Raw genomic sequence first — 19,018 nt, 5'->3', positions numbered from 1 at the left:
GCAATCGACCAAGGATGGACCTTTACCTAGCGGCAGCGATTTCGGCGAGCACTGTCTCTAAGGTTTCGAGATAAAGCGGCTTGACGAGATGGTGGTCAAAGCCGGCTTCCTGCGTCAAACGGCGGTGTTCGCTTTCGCCCCAGCCGGTCTGAGCGATAAAAATGGCATTGGCCAGATCCGGACGTGATTTCAGTTCGCGGCACAGGTCGTAACCGTTCATGCCGGGCAGGCCGATATCGATCATGAAAACATGCGGCCTATAGTCCGCATAGGTGGCGATGGCTTGCTTGGCATCTGCGGCCAGCTTGTATTCATAGCCGATCATCTCGACCAGCCAGCCGGTCGTCTGCGCCAGGGCTTCATTGTCCTCGACAATCATGATGCGCATGGTGTCAGCCGTGCCTGTTCCGTCAGCCATGGGTTGGTTCTCCCGCTTGGGCAGTGTGGGTAGGGGACGCTTTTGGCTCGGCTATATCTGCCAGCAGTTGCGTCAGCAGGTCAAGACTGACCGGCTTGGTGATGTGGTGGTCAAATCCGGCCGCAAACGCCTTCTGGCGATCGCTTTCCTGGCCCCAGCCGGTCTGGGCGATCAACACCTTGTGTTGGGTTTCCGGCATCTGGCGCAAGGCGCGGCAGACCTCATAGCCGTCCATGCCGGGCATACCGATATCGAGCAGGATGACGTCGGGCAGCAGATCACGGGCGATTTCCAGCGCTTTAGCGCCTTCGTGCGCCACGGTCGCCTTGTGGCCGATCAGGTCGAGCATCCACAGGCTTGTCTGGGCGGAATCGACATTGTCATCGACGATCAGCACGTTCAGCGGGTGGGCAGTTTTGCTGGCTTTTTGCAGCGGCTTGCCGATGGCGCCGCCGGCTTCATCGACCAGCGGCAGGCTGACGGTAAAGGTGCTGCCCGTGCCCGACCCGTCGCTGAAGGCGCGACTGGTGCCGCCGTGCATCTCCACCAGCTTGCTGACAAGCGCCAGACCAATCCCCAGACCGCCCTGCGAGCGATCGAGATGGCGATCGGCCTGAGCGAACAAATCAAAGACGCGCGGCAACATATCGGCCTCGATGCCAAGGCCGTTGTCGATGACCTCGATATCAACCTGGCCGTCATGCGCCTTGACGTTCAGGTGTATATCGCCGCCTTCGGACGTATATTTGGCGGCGTTGTTGAGCAGGTTGCTGATCACCTGCGCCAGGCGCGTCAGGTCGCCTTCGACCCACAGAGCCGTGTCCGGCATATCCAGGGTGAAGCTGTGCGTATTGGCGTCTATCAGGGGTTTGCTGGTCTCGATGGCGGCCTGCACAGCATCCTGCAGGCGCATGCGCTCCTTGCGCAGATCAATGCGCCCCCGCGACACGCGCGACACATCGAGCAGGTCGTCGATCAGCCGCACCAGATGGGTCAGTTGCCGGTCCATCATGCCGCGCACGGCCTCGGCACGCGGCCCTTCCGGCGACATACGCAGGATCTGCAGACCGTTACGAATCGGCGCCAGCGGATTGCGCAGTTCGTGGGCAAGTGTGGCAAGGAACTCATCCTTGCGCACATCGGCCTCTTTGAGCGCCTGGGCGTTATCGCGGCTATCCTTGAGCAGACGCAGATTTTCTTCTGCGAAGGTTTTCAGATTGTCGCGCTGGACGGCGATCTGCCGGCGCTGCACGTATAGTTCGGAGAACACCGCCACCTTCGAGCGCAGGATATCGGCTTCAAGCGGCTTTTCGAGAAAATCGACGGCGCCCGCCTCGTAGCCGCGGAAACGGCGCGAGCGGTCTGTGACACCAGCGGTCAGGAAGATGATCGGAATACGGCGCGTGCGTTCGGAGCCGCGCATCGTTTCAGCCAGTTCGAAGCCGTCCATTTCCGGCATCTGGACATCGAGCAGGGCCAGAGCGACCTCGGTCTTCAGCAGGATTTCCAGCGCCTCGGTGCCGGAGCTTGCCTTGATAAACTCCAATCCGTCACGGCGCAGCACGGCTTCGAGCGCGATCAGGTTTTCCGGCAGATCATCGACGATCAGGATGGGAACGGGTATGGTGAAGGCCGGTTTCATACCTGCACCGCCTTGATCAGCTCATCGGCGATCTGTTCCAGTGTCAGGGATTCGGCCTGCGGAGACATGGCCAGCGCGGCTTCGGGCATGGCGCTGGCATAGGCCAGATCGGGACGCTGCACCAGAGCGCGGCCACCGGCCTTGATGACCTGTTTGAGGCCGGCGGCGCCATCGGGATTGGCGCCCGTCAGGATAATGCCGATCAGCCCTTCACCGTAAACATCCGCGGCGGTCTCGAACAAAACATCAACCGAGGGGCGCGAGAACAGCACAGGCTCTTCGGACGACAAAGACAGACGGCGATCCGACTCGATCAGCAAATGATAGTCGGGTGGCGCGAAATAGACATGACCGGGCAGGATGTCCTCCTTGTCGTCAGCCTCGCGCACGGTCAGCGCGCACTTGTCATCGAACAACTTGGCCACCATGCTGTTGCGATCGGGCGGCAGATGGATAACGATCATGATCGGCAGGGGATAGTCAGCCGGCAGGGTGGGCAGTATCGCCGACAAAGCCTTCAGACCACCCGCCGACACGCCGATCACCACCGCTTCGGGCTCAGTATGGCGCACGATAATATCCGAGGCTTTACGGCTTTTCATTACGGTACTCATGTCACATCCCTTTTCTGGTAGATGCGCTCATCATGAGCAAAATCGGTGAAGGCGTCCGCGCTGGAGGAAAAGCGCAGTGTCTCCTTGGAGCCCAACCCCAGAAAGCCCTTGCGCGCCAGCGAGCCCTTGAACAGGGTAATGGCGCGGTCCTGAAGCTCGCGATCGAAATAGATCAATACGTTGCGGCACGACACCATGTGGGTTTCGGCGAAGACGGCATCGGTGGCCAGACTGTGATCGGAAAAGACGACATTCTTGCGCAGGGTCTTGTCGAACGAAGCGGCGCCATAGGCGGCGGTGTAATAGTCGGACAACGAACCCTTGCCGCCCGAAAGCCGGTGGTTTTCGGTGAACAGCTTGATGCGCTCAAGGCTGTAGACCCCGGCCTCGGCCTTTTTCAGTGCGTCGTGATTGATGTCGGTGGCGTAGAACATCGTGCGCTCGAACAGCCCCTCTTCGCGGAAGAGGATGGCGAAGGAATAGACCTCCTCGCCGGTCGATGAACCGGCGATCCACACCTTGAGCGAGGGATAGGTCTTGAGGTGCGGCACCACTTTTTCGCGGATGGCCTTGAAATAGAGCGGGTCGCGAAACAGCTCCGACACCTGCACGGTCAGATAGGGCAGCATGGCGGTCATCATGCCGGGATCATGCAGCACCATGTCTTGCAAGGCCGATACAGTCTGGCAGTTGAAATGGTCACGCGCCTGCAACAGACGGCGTTTGATCGACGCCATGGCGTAGCCGCGAAAGTCATAGTGGTACTTACGGAAGATGGCCTCAAGCAGAAGCCGTATCTCGATGTCCTCCGTCTTTGGGGGCATTATCTCGGCATCCATACGCGCACCAGGGAAATGAGTTTTTCGACGTCGAGCGGCTTGGCCATATAGTCATTCGCGCCGGCGTCAATGCAGCGCTCCTGATCGTCCTTCATCGCCTTGGCCGTCAGCATGATCACCGGCAGCTTGGCCCAGTCACGGCGCTTGCGGATTTCGCGCGTGGCGGTCAAGCCGTCCATTTCAGGCATCATGACGTCCATCAGCACCAGATCGACGGCGTCGGGATTGTCCTTGTGGTCATTGGTCTTTTCCAGCGCATCGAGCGCCTCGCGACCATTGCGCGCGATGGTGACGATGGCGCCCAGTGGCTCGAAGATGTTGGTGACGGCATAGACGTTGCGCACATCATCCTCGACTACCAGGATACGACGGCCTTCCAGCATGGCGTCCCGGCTCTTGGCCTTCTTGAGCAGGGTCTGTTGCTCGGGCGACAGTTCCGACACCACCTGGTGCAGGAACAGCGTCACTTCATCGAGCAGGCGCTCCGGCGACTTGGCGCCCTTGATGATGATCGACGAAGAGTAACGCCGCAGCTTCTGCTCGTCGTCGTAGGAGAGATCGCGGCCGGTATAGACGATAACCGGCGGGAAGGCGTAGGCATCCTCGTGGCTGAGGGTTTCCAGCAGCGAATAGCCGGTGGCGTCGGGCAGAGTGAGATCGAGCACCATGCAGTCGAAAGTCTGCGTCTTGAGTAGTTCGAGACATTCCGCCGCCGTGCCGACCGCGATGGTCTGGGTGTCGTTGCTTTTCAGCAGGCGCGCCACACTGTCGCGCTGGACCTCGTCATCCTCGACGATCAGGACACGGCGCATCTGCTGGCTCAGGCGCTCTTCCAGCGATTTGAAGGCGTCCACCAGTTCGTCGCGCTTGACGGGCTTCAGCATGTAGCCGACCGCGCCAAGCGACAGGGCCGTGTGCTGGTAGTCGCTGCCCGAGACGACGTGAACCGGAATATGGCGGGTGCGGTTGTCACGCTTCAGACGATCGAGCACCGACAGGCCGGAATGATCGGGCAGGCCGATATCGAGCACCACGGCCGACGGCGTATATTGCTGCACCATGTCGAGCGCTTCTTCCGCGGTGGTCGCCACCAGGCAAAGGAAGTCCTGATCATGGGCCAGGTCGTAGAGGATAGCAGCGAAGGAGACATCGTCCTCGACCACCAGGATGGTACGGCGCGACGGATCGAGTTTGTCGCGATCATCCTGCACCCGGCCCGGCTTGAGCACCGGTTTGGCCGTTCTGGTCTTGCTCTCAGCCATCACAGGTGAGTTGACGTGAGGCGCTGCGGCAATCTCCAGCGTATCGTCGCGCTCGATCCCCGGCATGATGGCGCGCGGCACGACGGCCCCCGGATCATAGGCCATCGGCAGGGTGAGCGAGAAGGCGCTGCCCTTGCCCATGGCGCTCTTGAGACTAATGCGGCCGCCGAGCAGGCGCGTCAGTTCCCGAGAAATCGACAGGCCAAGGCCGGTGCCGCCATACTTGCGGCTGATCGTGCCATCGGCCTGTCGGAAAGCGTCGAAAATGGCATCCTGATGATCGGGCGAAATGCCGATGCCGGTATCGGTCACGGTCATCACGATCTGATCGTCAGCACCCTTTGACAGGGCCAGTTCGACCGAACCGCTTTCGGTAAACTTGAAGGCATTGGACAGCAGGTTTTTCAGCACCTGTTCTAAGCGCTGGCGATCAGCTTCGATGGCGTCGGGCAGATTCTTGGCCACCTTCACCTTGAAATCGAGCTTCTTCTGGCCGGCGATAGGATCGAAGACGCGCTGCATATCCTTGATCAGACGGCTGAGCGATAGCGTTTCAGCGCGAATCTCCATCTGGCCGGCTTCGATCTTGCTGAGATCGAGAATATCGTTGATCAGGGCCAGCAGGTCATTGCCCGACGACTGGATGGTCTGGGCGAACTTGACCTGTTCCTCGGTCAGGTTGCCGTCCGGATTATCACCCAGAAGCTTGGCCAGGATCAGCGACGAATTGAGCGGTGTGCGCAGTTCGTGCGACATGTTGGCGAGGAAGTCGGACTTGTAGCGGCTGGCCTGTTCCAGTTCCTGCGCCTTCAACTCGACCGACTGTTTGGTGCGGCCGAGATCGTCCTTCTGCTGCTCCAGAATCGCCGCCTGCTCCTCAAGCTGGGCATTGGTCTGCTCAAGTTCAGCCTGTTGCTGCTCAAGGCGGAAGTGCGTCTCTTTAAGTGCGCGGCTCTGCTCTTCCAGTTCCTCGTTATTGACGCGCAACTCCTCGCCCTGGCTTTGCAGTTCTTCGGACTGACGCTGCGTTTCTTCGAGCAGGTTTTGCAGATTGGCGCGATAGTTGGCCGACTGGATGGCGATGCTGATCGATTCCGATACGCGCGCCAGCAGTTCCTGCGTGCTGTCCGGCATGGTGTGAAGAAAGCCCAGCTCGACAACGGCATCGACTACCTTTTCCGACCGGGCCGGTGCGATCATCACATGGCGCGGCCGCCATTTGCCGAGTGCCGCGCCCACCGCCAGGTGGCTTTCGGGCAGATCACGCAGCACCAGAGTCTGAGCTTCGGTTATTACCTGCCCCAGCAGACCGTCATGCGCCCCGAATACGCTTGGGATATCATTTTGCTCGGGCACACCGAATGTGGCGACGCGGCGATAAACACCATCCAACCGCGCGAAGAAGGCGCCGGCATGGGCATGGGTGTAGTTGGAGAGATAAGTCAGGATACTGTTGCCGAGTTGGTCCAGACGCTGCTCGCCCATCATGGCGGCGCTGACCCCGACCTGGCCGGCCTGCAACCACTCTTCCTGGCGGCGTAGCGTAGAAGCGCGTGTGATCATCCAGGTGATCAGGCCTGATAACAGAACACCAATCAGAGCCGCCACGCTGACACTGATCAGCGCCGTCTTGTAGGCGTCGTTCATTTCGGCGATTCGCTGTTCGCGGCGTTGCGTCTCCACCGCCTGCATGCCAAAGACCTGCGAACGAATCTGATCCATATAGGTCTTGCCGCTATTCCCCCTGACGATGACCAGGGCAGGCTCGAAGCCTTGATTACGGCGTATTTCGACCGTGCGGGCCAGTTCACCCAGCTTGCCATAGGTGAGTTCGCGCAGACGCGATAACCTCACCTGCTGTTCGGGCTCGTCCCCCAGCAACAGGTTGAGTTTGGTCAACTGATCGTCAACCTGCGCGACCGAGAGATTGTAAGGATCGAGATAACTGTCTTCGCCGGTCAGGACATAACCACGCTGGCCGGTTTCGGCATCCTTGACGGTCGATAACAGCTCGCTCAGCCCGAACAGAATTTTATGCGTCTGCTGAACCAGCAGGGCGTCCTTCTGGACGGTCTGGATATTCGCGTAGGAAACGATGCCGCTGATGATGAAGAAAATACCCACCAGCGCCAGGCCAAGTGATACTGTCAAATCGGCGCGTATCTGGCGCCCTGGCCGCGTCGCAAAGTTTCGTAACATCAGCTTTCCAGTCCCCCGTATTTTTCATCGCAGCAAGCGGCACAGAAATAAATTTCTGGCCGTCGTATATAAAAACCCTATGGAGCACGCCGTAAGCATCCAATAAGGAGCCCGTGGCTGCTTATAAAAATTCCATAAAGACAGTTGTATTTTAAAGGTTTTGAACGCCACTCAGCCTTTGCCAAACGGCAGGGCGCACGGTACATTCTGACCATGGTACCAAAAGTCGTAATCCTCGCCGGCGGAGAAGGCAAGCGTATGGGCGGGCACAAGCCCTTTGCGCCTTATGGATATTCCACCCTGATTGAAGCCACAATGGCCCGCCTGAAACCGCAAACCCGCGAGATCGTCATCAATGCCGGTGCGCCGGGGACGCCACTTGCTCTATCCTTATCCTGCCTGAATGCGCGTCTGATCTTCGATGAGCTCACAGGCCTTGGCCCCTTGAGCGGTGTTTTGAGCGCGCTCGACATGGCAAAGACCGATGGAGATACCTCGGTCATCACCTCGCCGTGCGACATGCCGCACCTGCCGGTTGACATGGTAACGCAACTTTTGGCAGCTGCTCCCGCCGATGTGGTCTATTTCAAGGGCGCGCGTGACTATCCGCTATGCGCTCTGTGGCAGATTTCTTTGGCGGCGGCCTTGCGCGATGCTCTGAAAAAAGCTGAAGGCGGCCTGGCAGTCATGCGCTTTCTGGCGACACTGAAAACCGAATGCATCGATGTGAGCGATGACGCGGCCTTCACCAATATCAACCACCCGCCTTTAGCCCCCGGTTAGGGACATAGGCCTTGCCGGCGCATGGCTGCGCGCGGGCTGGACGAGACCGGCGCCGGAAATATAGAAATCGTGTGCTTTTGGCTTGTGCAATAAGGCGTCCGCCAAGGCTGCCCTTAGTCCGGCATCGCTTGCGTTTTCGCGCAAAGCCGCACGGAGATCGACGTGATCGTCCTGCCCCAGGCACATATAGAGCTGTCCGGTGCAGGTGATGCGCACGCGATTGCAGGTGTCGCAGAAATTATGGCTGAGCGGGGTGATCAGACCAAGCTTGCCGCCAGTCTCCTTGACACGATAATAGCGCGCCGGACCGCCGGTGGCATCGCTGATGCCTTCGACCTGCCAGAAACTGCGCAAGTTCGCCAGCACGTCTTTCAGCGAAAGGAACTGTGCCTCACGTCCGGCGACGTCATCGCCCAGCGGCATGGTCTCGATCAGCGACACATCGATACCACGCCCATGCGCGAAGCTGAGAATATCCGGAATATCCGCCTGATTATCCTGCGCCAGGGCCACGACATTGAGCTTGATATAGAGGCCGGCCGCCTGCGCCGCCGCTATGCCGTTCAACACCCTGGCCAGATCGCCGCCGCGGGTCACCCTGCGGTAAACATCGGGTTTGAGGCTATCACACGACACATTGATGCGCCTGATCCCGGCCTCAACCAGGGCCGGCACAGCGCCTTCGAGCAGGGTGCCGTTGGTTGTCAGGGTGAGTTCCTTCAAGCGTCCGTTATGCACCTGCTCGCCGAGCCGGCGCAGGAAATCAAGCACGCCTTTGCGCACCAGAGGCTCACCACCGGTGACCCGCAAGCGCTCGACGCCACTGTCGATCAGGAACAGGCTTAAGCGTTCCATTTCCTCGAAACTGAGCAGGTCCTTGCGCGGCAGGAAGGTCTGCTGCTCACTCATGCAATAGGTGCAGCGCAGATCGCAACGATCGGTCACCGAAAGCCTCACATAGCTGAGGCGCCGGCCGAACGCATCAATAAGGGGAGCAACCATGGACATAAAGCCAATCTAGGCCCCACGCGGTGTGTCCACAAGTCTTGCGCATCATTTTAGCTCAGATAGCGCCAGCCACCAGGTTACAGCGACAGGCTCAACTGCGCCTGCGTCTCTTCGGCTTTCTCTCCCAGGGATGACATCGACACACCCAGCAACCGTATGCCCTTGCCGACCGGGAACACACCTTCCAGCAGGACGCGCGTGAACTGCGCCAGTTGCTCACGGCTCGCTACCGGCACAAGGCCTGAACGACTGCGGGTAATGATGCGGAAATCCGAAAACTTGACCTTCAGCGTCACAGTCCGCCCTTTGATCTGCTTCGCCTCGACATAGGCCCACACCTTGTCGATCAAGGGTTCCAGAAAACCCCAGGCGGTATCGAAATCCGTGGTGTCGATGAAAAAGGTATTCTCGGCACCGATCGACTTTCGCTCACGGTCGGGTCGCACCTGGCGATGGTCGATACCGCGTGAAATGCCATAATAGTATCGCCCCGACACGCCGAAATGCTGTTCGAGAAAATCGAGCGACTGGGCGCGGATATCGGCGCCGGTATAGAGACCGAGCCGGTTCATCTTCGCCGCCGTCGCCGGGCCAATGCCGTGGAATTTCTTGACTGGCAGCGAAGCGGCGAAGGATGGCCCCATGGCTGGCTTGATGACGAAAAGACCATCAGGCTTGTTCTGATCCGAAGCCAGCTTGGCAAGAAACTTGTTGTAGGACACACCGGCCGAGGCGGTGAGATGCGTTGCGGCGTGGATTTTCTCGCGGATCTCTTCGGCGATCTGAGTGGCAGAGGCGATGCCTTTCAGGTTTTCGGTCACATCGAGATACGCCTCATCGAGCGATAGCGGCTCAATCAATGGCGTATATTCGGCAAAGACCTCATGAATTTGCTTTGATACCGCGCGGTAGGTCTCGAAATTACCGCGCACAAAAATCAGCTCCGGACATTTGCGCTTGGCCGTCACGGAGGCCATGGCCGAATGAACGCCAAACTTGCGCGCTTCATAAGAGGCCGCCGCCACCACTCCGCGCTCCGAACCGCCGCCGACCGCCACCGGCTTGCCACGCAGTTCCGGATGATCGCGCTGTTCGACCGACGCGAAAAAGGCGTCCATATCGACGTGGATGATCTTTCTCTGCAGGGCTGTCTTGTTGTCGTCCATGGTCATTGACTTATGCCACGATCAGAACATAAAGTGAACATGTAAAATACTGCCAAAAACAGGTTGCGCCCTTATGGCATAGTTTGGCACCACATCGGGCAAGAGTTGCCAGGGAAACTTGAAAGCAAGGGAGATAACCATGACCATCTATGTCGGCATCGGGGGCTGGACCTACGAAGCGTGGCGCGGCCCCTTCTATCCGGATGGTCTGACGCAGAAACGCGAACTGGAATATGCGTCCTCCAAAGTGACCTCCATCGAGATCAACGGCACCTATTATGGCGCACAAAAACCATCCTCTTTCCAGAAATGGCACGCTGAAACGCCGGACGATTTCATCTTCGCCATCAAGGGCACGCGCTACGCCACCAACCGCAAGAACCTGGCGGAATCAAAAGAGTTGGTTGAGCGCTTCCTGAACAGCGGCATCAGCGAACTGAAGGACAAGCTCGGACCGATCAACTGGCAGTTCATGGCGACCAAGAAATTCGATCCGGAGGATTTCGAAAACTTCTTCAAGCTGCTGCCGCCAGAAGTCGATGGCGTCAAGCTCCGCCACGCGGTCGAGGTGCGGCACCCCACCTTCCAGTGCGAAGAATTCGTCGAGCTCGCGCGTCGATACGGTGTGGCCGTCATCACCGGCGCCGATTCGGACTTTCCGGTCATCGCTGACCTGACCGCCGATTTCGCCTATGTCCGCATCATGGGCACCCGCGAAGATGAGCCGCGCGGTTATAGCGAGCAGGCGCTGGATGAATGGGCCTATCGCGCCCGCACCCTGGCCGAAGGGCAGATCCCCAATGATCTTGCCCATTACGGCAAGGTGCAGAAGCCGACACCGCGCGACGTCTACCTCTATGTGATCAGCGGCTACAAGACGCTCAACCCCGCCGCGGCCATGGGCCTGATTGAAAGACTATAAGCATGAAAAAGGTTGTATGGGGCATTCTGTCGACCGCCAATATCGGCGTCAAAAAGGTCATACCGGCTCTGATGCAGAGCGATCTGATCCGCGTCAAAGGACTGGCCTCGCGCAATCTGGAATCGGCACAAGCCGCAGTCGATAAGCTTGGTCTTGAGATGGCTTACGGCTCATACGAAGACCTGCTGGCCGATCCGGAGATCGAGGTCATCTATAACCCGCTGCCCAATCATCTGCATGTGCCGATGACCCTGGCGACGGCGCGCGCCGGCAAGCATGTGTTGTGCGAAAAGCCGATGGCGCTCAAGGCCTCCGAGATCGATGAACTGGCGGAGGTGAGTCATCCGCCCTCAAGCAGCGGATTGGACCGTCAGACGGCGGTAGGGCAAACTAAAAGAATCCACATCATGGAAGCCTTTATGGTGCGCCATTCCCTGCAATGGCTGGAAGCGCGCCGGCTGATCCGCGAAGGCGCCATAGGCCAGGCCCAGGTCATCCAGTCTCAGTTCAGCTACAACAACACCGACCCGCACAATATCCGCAACAAGGTCGAGTGGGGCGGCGGCGGGCTCATGGATATCGGCTGTTACCCCATTGTGGCAGGGCGCTTCTTTTTCGAAGCCGACCCCTTGCGCGTCATGGCGCTGATCAGCCGTGACAAGACGTTCGGCACCGACACGATCACCTCCGGCCTGCTCGATTTCGGCGCCGGTCGCCACCTGACTTTCGCGGTCTCCACCTGTCTGGCGCCGGCGCAATCCGTGACCGTGTTCGGTGACAAGGGCCGGCTTTCCCTGTCGATTCCGTTCAACCAGCCCACCGAGACGCCACAGATCGTCACGGTCGATGACGGTCAGACCCTGACAGGCGCCACGGCGGTGACCCACACCCTGCAAGCTTCCAACCAGTACACCCTGATGGGTGAGGCCTTATGCCGCGCCGTGCGTGGTGAGACGGCCCTGCCCTATGGCATGGACGATGCGCGTACCAATATGAAGATCATCGATGCCCTGTTCCGCTCGGAAAGCTCAGGGGCATGGGAAACCCTAGACTAACACCGCCGCCTTCTTACATGCGAACCTCATCGTTTCCTTACGACAGATATTTCACAGTCTTCCGTAGAAATATGTGTAGGTGATGACTTGTGGATCAAGGCCATACACCCAGTACGTGTGAAATATTACAAGCCCTGACATCACCCTGCCCCATAGGGCATGTTAATGGCCTGTTTCTTCTGCAGCCGCCTGTTGTGCGGCGATCCGAAACCTTTAACGGCGGCTTCGATATATGTGGTATAAAAACAAAAGTTTCCTTCGTCTTGCAGCGATCATCACTGCCGCGCTTGTGGCGATCCTCGCCATCTGGCTGATCTTCTTCAATCGTCCGAAACCGCCGGAACTGGTCACCCAGGCCGCCACCATGGGTAATGTCGAGAGAACCGTCCTCGCCTCCGGCACCCTTGAGCCGTTCAAGCAGGTCAGCGTCGGCGCGCAGGTCTCCGGTCAGGTGACAAAGCTCGCCGTGGCGCTGGGCGATAACGTTCATACCGGCGACCTGATCGCCGAGATCGATTCCCAGACCCAGAAGAACAGCCTGCAAACCGCGCAGGCCCAGCTCAACAATATCGCCGCCCAGCGCGCCTCAGCGCAAGCCACCCTGGCGCAGGCGCAAAGCAATTTCACCCGCCAGCAGACGCTTTATCAGGCCGATGCTGGCTCGAAGGCTGACTATGAAGCCGCCCTTGCCACGCTGAAAAGCGCGCAGGCCAGCGTCGATGCCGCCAACGCACAGATCCAGTCGGCCAATGTCTCGGTCAATACGGCCAACGTCAATCTCGGCTATACCCGCATTCTGGCGCCGATGGACGGCACGGTCATCGCTATTGTCACCAAGGAAGGTCAGACGGTCAACGCCAACCAATCGGCCCCGACCATTGTGGGCCTTGGCCAGCTCGACAAGATGACGGTGAAGGCGGAGGTCTCCGAAGCCGACGTTGCGCGCGTCAAGGCCGGCATGGATGTCTATTTCACCACGCTTGGCGATCCCGACAAGAAGTATTACGCCAAGCTGCGCAGCATCGAGCCGGCGCCGACCACCTTCGATCCGGATACGACCACCGCCGCCTCGTCGTCGGCCGTTTATTACTATGCCATCTTTGATATTGATAATCCCGATGGCACCCTGCGCACCACCATGACCGCGCAGGTCTATATCGTGCTCGAAGGCGCGAAAAATGTCCTGACCATCCCGGCCACGGCGCTCGGTCGTAAAAACAAGGACGGTAGCTATATGGTCATGGTCGCCGGCGGCAAGGGCAAGGACAAGCGCCCCGAACCTCGCAAGGTTACCGTGGGCATCAATGACGGCACCAATGTGCAGGTCTTAAGCGGTCTCAAGACTGGCGAACAGGTCGTAATCGCCCAGGCAGCACCGGCCGGCGCTTCCAGTTCATCCTCTTCGTCCAAGAGCGACGGCAATCGCCGTAACACCGGCATGGGCGGCCCTGGCGGCCCACCTCCGGGCGGGCTGTAAGGGGCATGCAGACATGAGTACCCCGCCCCTGTTGGAAGTGAAAAAGCTGCGCCGGGAATTTCCCGCCGGCGAAGGCACCATCACCGTGCTGCAAGATATCGACCTGACGATCGCGCCTGGCGAAATGCTGGCCATTGTCGGTCAGTCCGGCTCCGGCAAGTCGACCCTGATGAACATCCTGGGTTGCCTCGACCGCCCGACTTCCGGCGTCTATGCAGTCGGCGGGCGCGCCACGGCAGATCTCGGCCCGAACGATCTGGCTGAACTGCGCCGTGAGCACTTCGGCTTCATCTTCCAGCGCTATCACCTGCTCAATGACCTGACGGCCCTGGGCAATGTCGAGGTGCCCGCCATCTATTCCGGCACGCCGCCCGAAGCGCGCAAGGTTCGTGCGGGCGAACTGCTGGCACGGCTGGGCCTGAAAGACCGCACCGGTCACCGTCCCGGCCAGCTTTCCGGAGGTCAGCAACAGCGCGTCTCGATCGCACGCGCGCTGATGAACGGCGGCGAGATCGTGCTGGCCGATGAGCCAACCGGCGCGCTCGATACCGCCTCGGGCGAAGAGGTCATGCGTATCCTGAAGGGCCTGCACAAGCAGGGCCACACCGTCATCATCGTGACGCACGATATGGAGGTGGCCGAGCACTGCGAGCGCGTCATCGAAATCCGCGACGGTCGCATCATCAACGACCGCAAGGGCGCCGGTCATGGCGAGATCGAGAACCAGGGCCTGCCGCCGATCACCGCCACATCGCAAGGCGGTTTTCAGGCCGTCATCGACAGCTTCAACGAAGCCTTCCGCATGGCCGTGCTGGCCATGAACGCCCACCGCATGCGTACATTTCTGACTATGCTGGGCATCATCATCGGCATCGCTTCAGTAGTCTGCGTCGTGGCGCTCGGCGAAGGTTCGCGACAAAAGGTGCTGGCGCAGATCGCCTCCATCGGCACCAATACACTGCAGATCAATCCTGGACGCGGCTTCGGCGATACCCGGTCAGGTCGGGTGCGAACGCTTGTGGTGTCCGATGCCGATATCCTGGCCAAACAACCCTACGCCGACAGCGTGACGCCGCTTGTCCAGACCAGCGTCGTTCTGCGTTCCGGCTCGATCGCCGCCAACGCCACCATCATGGGGGTGGGCGATCAGTATGACCGCGTGCGCGGCCTGACCATGGCGCAAGGCCGCTGGCTGACCACCGAAGACGTCAGCCGCCTGACGCAGGATGTGGTGATCGACGACAACACCTACAGCACGCTTTTCCCGACCAGGCAGGGCTCACCTATCGGCCAGGTCATTCTGCTCGGTTCAGTGCCGGCGCGCATCGTCGGCGTCACCAACAAAAGCTCCGGCTTCGGCGGGGGCAGCAGCGACGCGCTCAACATCTACATGGCCTATACCTCGGTCAACGCACGGATGCTCGGCACCAGTGTTTTGCGCAGCATCACGGTGCGGGTCAAGGACGACACCAATTCGGAAGTGGCGCAGGAAGGCGTGACCCAACTCCTGACCCGGCGCCACGGTACGCAGGATTTCACCATCCTCAACACCGATGAAATCCGCCAGACTATCACGGCCACCACCAACACCCTGACCATCCTGATCTCGGTCATCGCCGTCATCTCGTTGGTCGTCGGCGGCATCGGCGTCATGAATATCATGCTCGTCTCGGTTACCGAACGCACCGGCGAGATCGGCGTGCGTATGGCCGTGGGGGCACGCACCCGCGATATCATGCAGCAATTCCTGATCGAAGCCGTGCTCGTCTGCCTGCTCGGCGGTATCCTCGGCATCCTGGCGGCGCTCGGTTTCGGTGTGCTGTTTAAGATGTTCAGCACCGATTTCACGCTGATCTATTCGGTCGCCTCGATTGTCGCCGCCTTCTTCTGCTCCACCCTGATCGGCGTCGTCTTCGGCTTCCTGCCGGCGCGCAACGCCGCCCGCCTCGACCCCGTCACCGCGCTTATGAGGGACTGATGACCTACTTTCTGAAGAACAGAAGCGTTTTGGTGCTGATCATGGCGGCCGGTTTGAGCGCCTGCGCCTCGACGCCCTATGAAACACCGCAGGTGCCGACGCCGTCGCAGTTCGCCCATGCTAGTGAAGGTATGGCCGGCGAAGACAGCGCCGCCACCGCCATTTCCGGCGACTGGTGGACGGCCTTCAACGATCCTGCGCTCAATACGCTGGTGTCGCGCGTGCTGGCGAAGAACGATAACCTTGCCGCGGCAGCCCTAGAAGTCCAGCAGGCGCAACTCCAGGCCGGGCTGACGCAACTCGATCAGGTGCCCGAAGCGTCGGGCAGCCTCGGCGCCTCAACCTCCGACAGCACCAACTATTCCGCTAGTGCCAGTGTCTCGTATGAGGTCGATCTGTGGGGCCGCCTCAGCGCCAACACGCGCGCCGCCAACTGGGAAGCGCAGGCCACCGAGGAAGACCGTCAGGCGGCGCAACTGGCGCTGATCGGCACCACCGCCGAGCTCTACTGGCGCATCGCCTACACCCATCAGCAGATCGCGGTGGGGGAGCAGAACCTTGCCTATGTCCGCAAGGTGCGAGATCTTGTCACCATCCAGCACGATGCCGGTTCGGTGTCGGGCGTAGAGGTGGCCGAGGCCGATCAGAGCGTCAATTCGCAACTCGCCAGTCTGGCCGCGCTTGAGCAGCAACTGGTCGAGTACCGTTCGTCCGTAACCGTCCTGCTGGGCGGCGACACCTGGGATGCCAGTGCCGAACCGCAAAGCCTGCCAAATGTCCCGCTGCCGGAGGTACGCGCCGGTCTGCCGGCCGAGCTCTTAAGCCGTCGCCCCGATCTGCGCGCGGCGGAGTTGCGACTGCGCGAATCCCTGGCCGATGTCGATATCACCAAGGCCTCGCTCTATCCGGCCCTCACCTTGAGTGCCTCCGGCGGCGCCTCCAGCGCCGAACTCGGCAGCCTGTTCAGCAATCCGTCCGGTTCGCTGGGCTTAGGGCTCACCCTGCCCTTCCTCAACTACCCACGGGTGAAGCAGAACATCCGCGTGTCGGAAAAGACCTATGAGATCGCGGTCGCCAATTTCCGCACCACCTTGTTGCAGGCCCTGGCTGATACAGACAATGCGCTTTCCAACCGCACCCGTCTGGCCCAGCAGGGCGAGGCGCAGGCGGCCAGTCTGGCAGCGGCGCGCAAGGCCGAAGCGCTCTATGCCGTGCGCTATCGCACCGGTTCTGTGGCGTTGCGCGTCTGGCTCGATTCCCAGCAATCGGCCCGTGCGGCGCAACTGAGCTATGACAACAATCGCCTGTCGCAACTGATCAATCAGTCAACACTCTATCAGGCACTCGGCGGCGGTACAAACGGGGGGATGTGATTGTTTTCATCCTCCCCTGTTTACGGGGGAGGATGAAAGTTTAGACTAAGCCTTGATAAAGGCCAGCAGGTCAGGATTGATGACATCGGCATGGGTCGTCAACATACCATGCGGATAACCTTCATAGATCTTCAGCGTGCCATGCTTGACCAGCTTGATGGCCTCCAGAGCAGACGCCTTGTACGGCACAATCTGGTCGTCATCGCCATGCAGGATCAGCACCGGCACATCAATAGCCTTGAGGTCGCCGCTCAGATCGGTTTCCGAGAAGGCCTTGATGCCTTCGTAATGGGCCTTGGCTGAGCCCGTCATGCCCTGACGCCACCAGTTGTCGATCACGCCGTCGATCGGTTTCACGCCATCGCGGTTGAAACCATAGAAGGGGATCGGCAGGTCTTTGTAGAATTGCGCGCGGTTGCTGGCGGTCTGTTCGCGCAGGCCATCGAACACGCTGATCGGCAGGCCCAACGGAAAGGCATCGGTCTTGAGCATGATCGGCGTGACGGCGCTGACAAGAACGGCCTTCGACACGCGTCCATTGCCACCGAACTTCGCCACATAGCGCGCCACTTCGCCGCCGCCGGTCGAGTGACCGATGTGGACGGCGTTTTTCAGGTCGAGATGTTCGACGACGGCATTGGCGTCGGCGGCGTAGGCGTCCATGTCGTGACCTTCGCTGACCTGCGTCGAGCGGCCATGGCCGCGGCGATCGTGCGCCACGACGCGGAAGCCCTTGCTCAGGAAATAGATCATCTGGGTGTCCCAGTCATCGGACGAAAGCGGCCAGCCGTGGTGGAAAACGATGGCTTGCGCGGTCTTCGGACCCCAGTCCTTGAAATAGATCTGGGTGCCGTCCTTAGTGGTGACATAGCTTGGGTTGGTCATGGTCGTAGCTCCTTTGGCGGGGGTATGCGGGGCGGGTTTCTTGCGGGCCTTGGCATCGGCGGCCATCGGCAAGCCAGCGGCGGCAGCGAGAGAGGCCGTGCCAATCAGCATGTCGCGTCGCCCTAAACCGGCCGGTTCATCGGACATAGATGTCTCCATGAATAAAATTGAGACGATAAATACTGGCGCAACTAAACAACAAGCTTATGCAAACACATAGCATGTATTAAATATACCCTTATGACGCGCATCAGGCCTAAATCCTGCATGCGCGCCATATCGTTATTAGATTTTTATTGTTGATGCGGTCTTGTACAATAATGACCGGCTTTACGCTATTGCATACTAACCACTGAGCGCGCGCTTTACGTCTGACAATCGCGGCGAAAACTGTCCTGGCGTGATACCAAATCTCTGCTTGAACTGGCGATTGAAGTGGCTCTGGTCAGCATAGCCGCACAGGATCGCCACCTCCGCCAATCTTACACCGTCCTGCATATATTGTCGCGCACGATACAACCGATAGGCCTGCAAATAATCGTGAGGTGTCACGCCGATTTCGGCGCGGAACTGGCGCAAGAGTACGTAGGGGTTGATCTGGACCAGTTCGGCCAGTTCCGGCAGGGCGATCTTCTGGTCGAAATGGTTGCGGATATAGTCGATGACCATGCGGCTGCGCCGGCTGCACGACTTGGCGGATAGTCGCAAGGTCTGGCCGCTGGTTGCGCGGGCGATGGCGCCCACCAGCCACAACAGGTGGCTGCTACGCTCCAGTTCGCAGCCGTCCGCCTCGTAAAGAGCATGTGTCCTGAACAAGAGCTCGGTGAGAGGCCGGTTTTCGATCACCGGGCGCTTGAAATCGAACGCCGGCAACACATCATCCGCCAGGTCATAGATTTCGCGCAGGCGCTCCGGTCGGATATGTATCTCGCGGCATACGGCACCTTGTGGATCGATATGCTCCATGCGGGCCGAATAGACCTGACCGGCATCGCGCAGGATCAGGCAATCGGCCCGTTCCTCATAGGTCTGGTTGTTCTGGCCGGCCGACCACGCCGTCCCCCTGAAGGCCAGGATGACGATCTCATCGTGGAAAACCTTGCTGAGTTCCACGCCCTTGTCAGGCACAAGATCGAAACGCAGGAAGTTGCATCCCGCCGCCTGCCAGGCCGATAATTTATGGTCTTTGGGATGAACCTTAGCCGCCGCTGTCATGACGATGACTAAAATCCTCCTCATCGTAATCGTCAAGCTTCATGATTCTGCTTTACACGCTTATTTTTCGCAAGTGCAGCATGGAAACTGCCACCCTTACGGGCCTTGCCGTCAAACGCCTTGTGCACATGCGAGGGAACATGCTATGGTTATACAGGTTCAGGGCGCGCATCCGCAGGCCC

15 protein-coding genes are annotated in these 19,018 nt (G+C 59.6%); 6 read left to right on the top strand and 9 right to left on the bottom strand.

What is annotated here, in order from left to right; genetic code table 11:
- Positions 1-22: 22 nt before the first annotated feature.
- The 5 genes from ABQ278_RS03040 to ABQ278_RS03020 are packed head-to-tail and all read right to left on the bottom strand — an operon-like array spanning position 23 to position 6,974.
- Positions 23-418 (bottom strand): response regulator, encoded by a 396-nt coding sequence (locus ABQ278_RS03040; protein WP_349321150.1) that lies wholly within the window; start codon positions 416-418, stop codon positions 23-25.
- Positions 411-2,060, bottom strand: coding sequence for a response regulator (locus tag ABQ278_RS03035; protein WP_349321149.1), 1,650 nt, complete (start codon positions 2,058-2,060; stop codon positions 411-413). The genes ABQ278_RS03040 and ABQ278_RS03035 overlap by 8 nt, the downstream gene beginning before the upstream one ends.
- Positions 2,057-2,674, bottom strand: coding sequence for a chemotaxis protein CheB (locus ABQ278_RS03030; protein ID WP_349321148.1), 618 nt, complete (start codon positions 2,672-2,674; stop codon positions 2,057-2,059). Before ABQ278_RS03030 ends, ABQ278_RS03035 begins: the two co-directional genes overlap by 4 nt.
- The gene (locus ABQ278_RS03025; RefSeq protein WP_026172712.1) at positions 2,671-3,498 is read right to left on the bottom strand and encodes a protein-glutamate O-methyltransferase CheR; all 828 of its coding nucleotides are present in this window, start codon (positions 3,496-3,498) and stop codon (positions 2,671-2,673) included. The genes ABQ278_RS03030 and ABQ278_RS03025 overlap by 4 nt, the downstream gene beginning before the upstream one ends.
- A complete protein-coding gene (locus ABQ278_RS03020; protein WP_349321147.1) occupies positions 3,498-6,974 on the bottom strand; it encodes a response regulator in 3,477 nt (1,158 codons plus the stop codon). The genes ABQ278_RS03025 and ABQ278_RS03020 overlap by 1 nt, the downstream gene beginning before the upstream one ends.
- A gap of 213 nt (positions 6,975-7,187) precedes the next feature.
- Here ABQ278_RS03020 and ABQ278_RS03015 point away from each other — a divergent pair, with 213 nt between their 5' ends.
- Positions 7,188-7,757, top strand: a complete 570-nt coding sequence (locus ABQ278_RS03015) for a molybdenum cofactor guanylyltransferase (protein WP_349321146.1) — start codon at positions 7,188-7,190, stop codon at positions 7,755-7,757.
- Here the strand turns inward: ABQ278_RS03015 and moaA are convergent.
- Positions 7,743-8,765, bottom strand: a complete 1,023-nt coding sequence (gene moaA, locus ABQ278_RS03010) for a GTP 3',8-cyclase MoaA (protein WP_349321145.1) — start codon at positions 8,763-8,765, stop codon at positions 7,743-7,745. The genes ABQ278_RS03015 and moaA overlap by 15 nt on opposite strands.
- Before the next feature lie 77 nt (positions 8,766-8,842).
- Positions 8,843-9,937, bottom strand: a complete 1,095-nt coding sequence (dinB, locus tag ABQ278_RS03005; RefSeq protein WP_349321144.1) for a DNA polymerase IV — start codon at positions 9,935-9,937, stop codon at positions 8,843-8,845.
- Positions 9,938-10,070: 133 nt separating this feature from the next.
- Here dinB and ABQ278_RS03000 point away from each other — a divergent pair, with 133 nt between their 5' ends.
- The 5 genes from ABQ278_RS03000 (at position 10,071) to ABQ278_RS02980 (ending at position 16,736) form a co-directional block, all read left to right on the top strand.
- Complete coding sequence (locus ABQ278_RS03000; RefSeq protein ID WP_349321143.1) at positions 10,071-10,853, top strand: DUF72 domain-containing protein; 783 nt, start codon at positions 10,071-10,073, stop codon at positions 10,851-10,853.
- A gap of 2 nt (positions 10,854-10,855) precedes the next feature.
- Positions 10,856-11,908, top strand: coding sequence for a Gfo/Idh/MocA family oxidoreductase (locus tag ABQ278_RS02995; RefSeq protein ID WP_349321142.1), 1,053 nt, complete (start codon positions 10,856-10,858; stop codon positions 11,906-11,908).
- 232 nt (positions 11,909-12,140) lie between these two features.
- On the top strand, positions 12,141-13,385 hold the full coding sequence (locus ABQ278_RS02990; RefSeq protein WP_349321141.1) for an efflux RND transporter periplasmic adaptor subunit: 1,245 nt from the start codon (positions 12,141-12,143) through the stop codon (positions 13,383-13,385).
- A gap of 13 nt (positions 13,386-13,398) precedes the next feature.
- Complete coding sequence (locus ABQ278_RS02985) at positions 13,399-15,363, top strand: MacB family efflux pump subunit (RefSeq protein ID WP_349321140.1); 1,965 nt, start codon at positions 13,399-13,401, stop codon at positions 15,361-15,363.
- On the top strand, positions 15,363-16,736 hold the full coding sequence (locus ABQ278_RS02980) for an efflux transporter outer membrane subunit (RefSeq protein WP_349321139.1): 1,374 nt from the start codon (positions 15,363-15,365) through the stop codon (positions 16,734-16,736). The genes ABQ278_RS02985 and ABQ278_RS02980 overlap by 1 nt, the downstream gene beginning before the upstream one ends.
- A gap of 45 nt (positions 16,737-16,781) precedes the next feature.
- On the opposite strand, the gene ABQ278_RS02975 is transcribed toward ABQ278_RS02980, so the two are convergent.
- Together ABQ278_RS02975 and ABQ278_RS02970 are read right to left on the bottom strand one after the other, a co-directional pair.
- Positions 16,782-17,768: an alpha/beta hydrolase gene (locus ABQ278_RS02975; protein WP_349321138.1), complete on the bottom strand. Its 987-nt coding sequence runs from the start codon at positions 17,766-17,768 to the stop codon at positions 16,782-16,784.
- 198 nt (positions 17,769-17,966) lie between these two features.
- A complete protein-coding gene (locus tag ABQ278_RS02970; protein ID WP_349321137.1) occupies positions 17,967-18,860 on the bottom strand; it encodes an AraC family transcriptional regulator in 894 nt (297 codons plus the stop codon).
- Positions 18,861-19,018: the final 158 nt, after the last annotated feature.

It is taken from the genome of Asticcacaulis sp. MM231, from assembly GCF_964186625.1.
Taxonomy (GTDB): domain Bacteria; phylum Pseudomonadota; class Alphaproteobacteria; order Caulobacterales; family Caulobacteraceae; genus Asticcacaulis.
The sequence above is the reverse complement of the archived record's forward strand: the minus strand, read 5'-3'. Positions and strand labels throughout refer to the sequence as shown.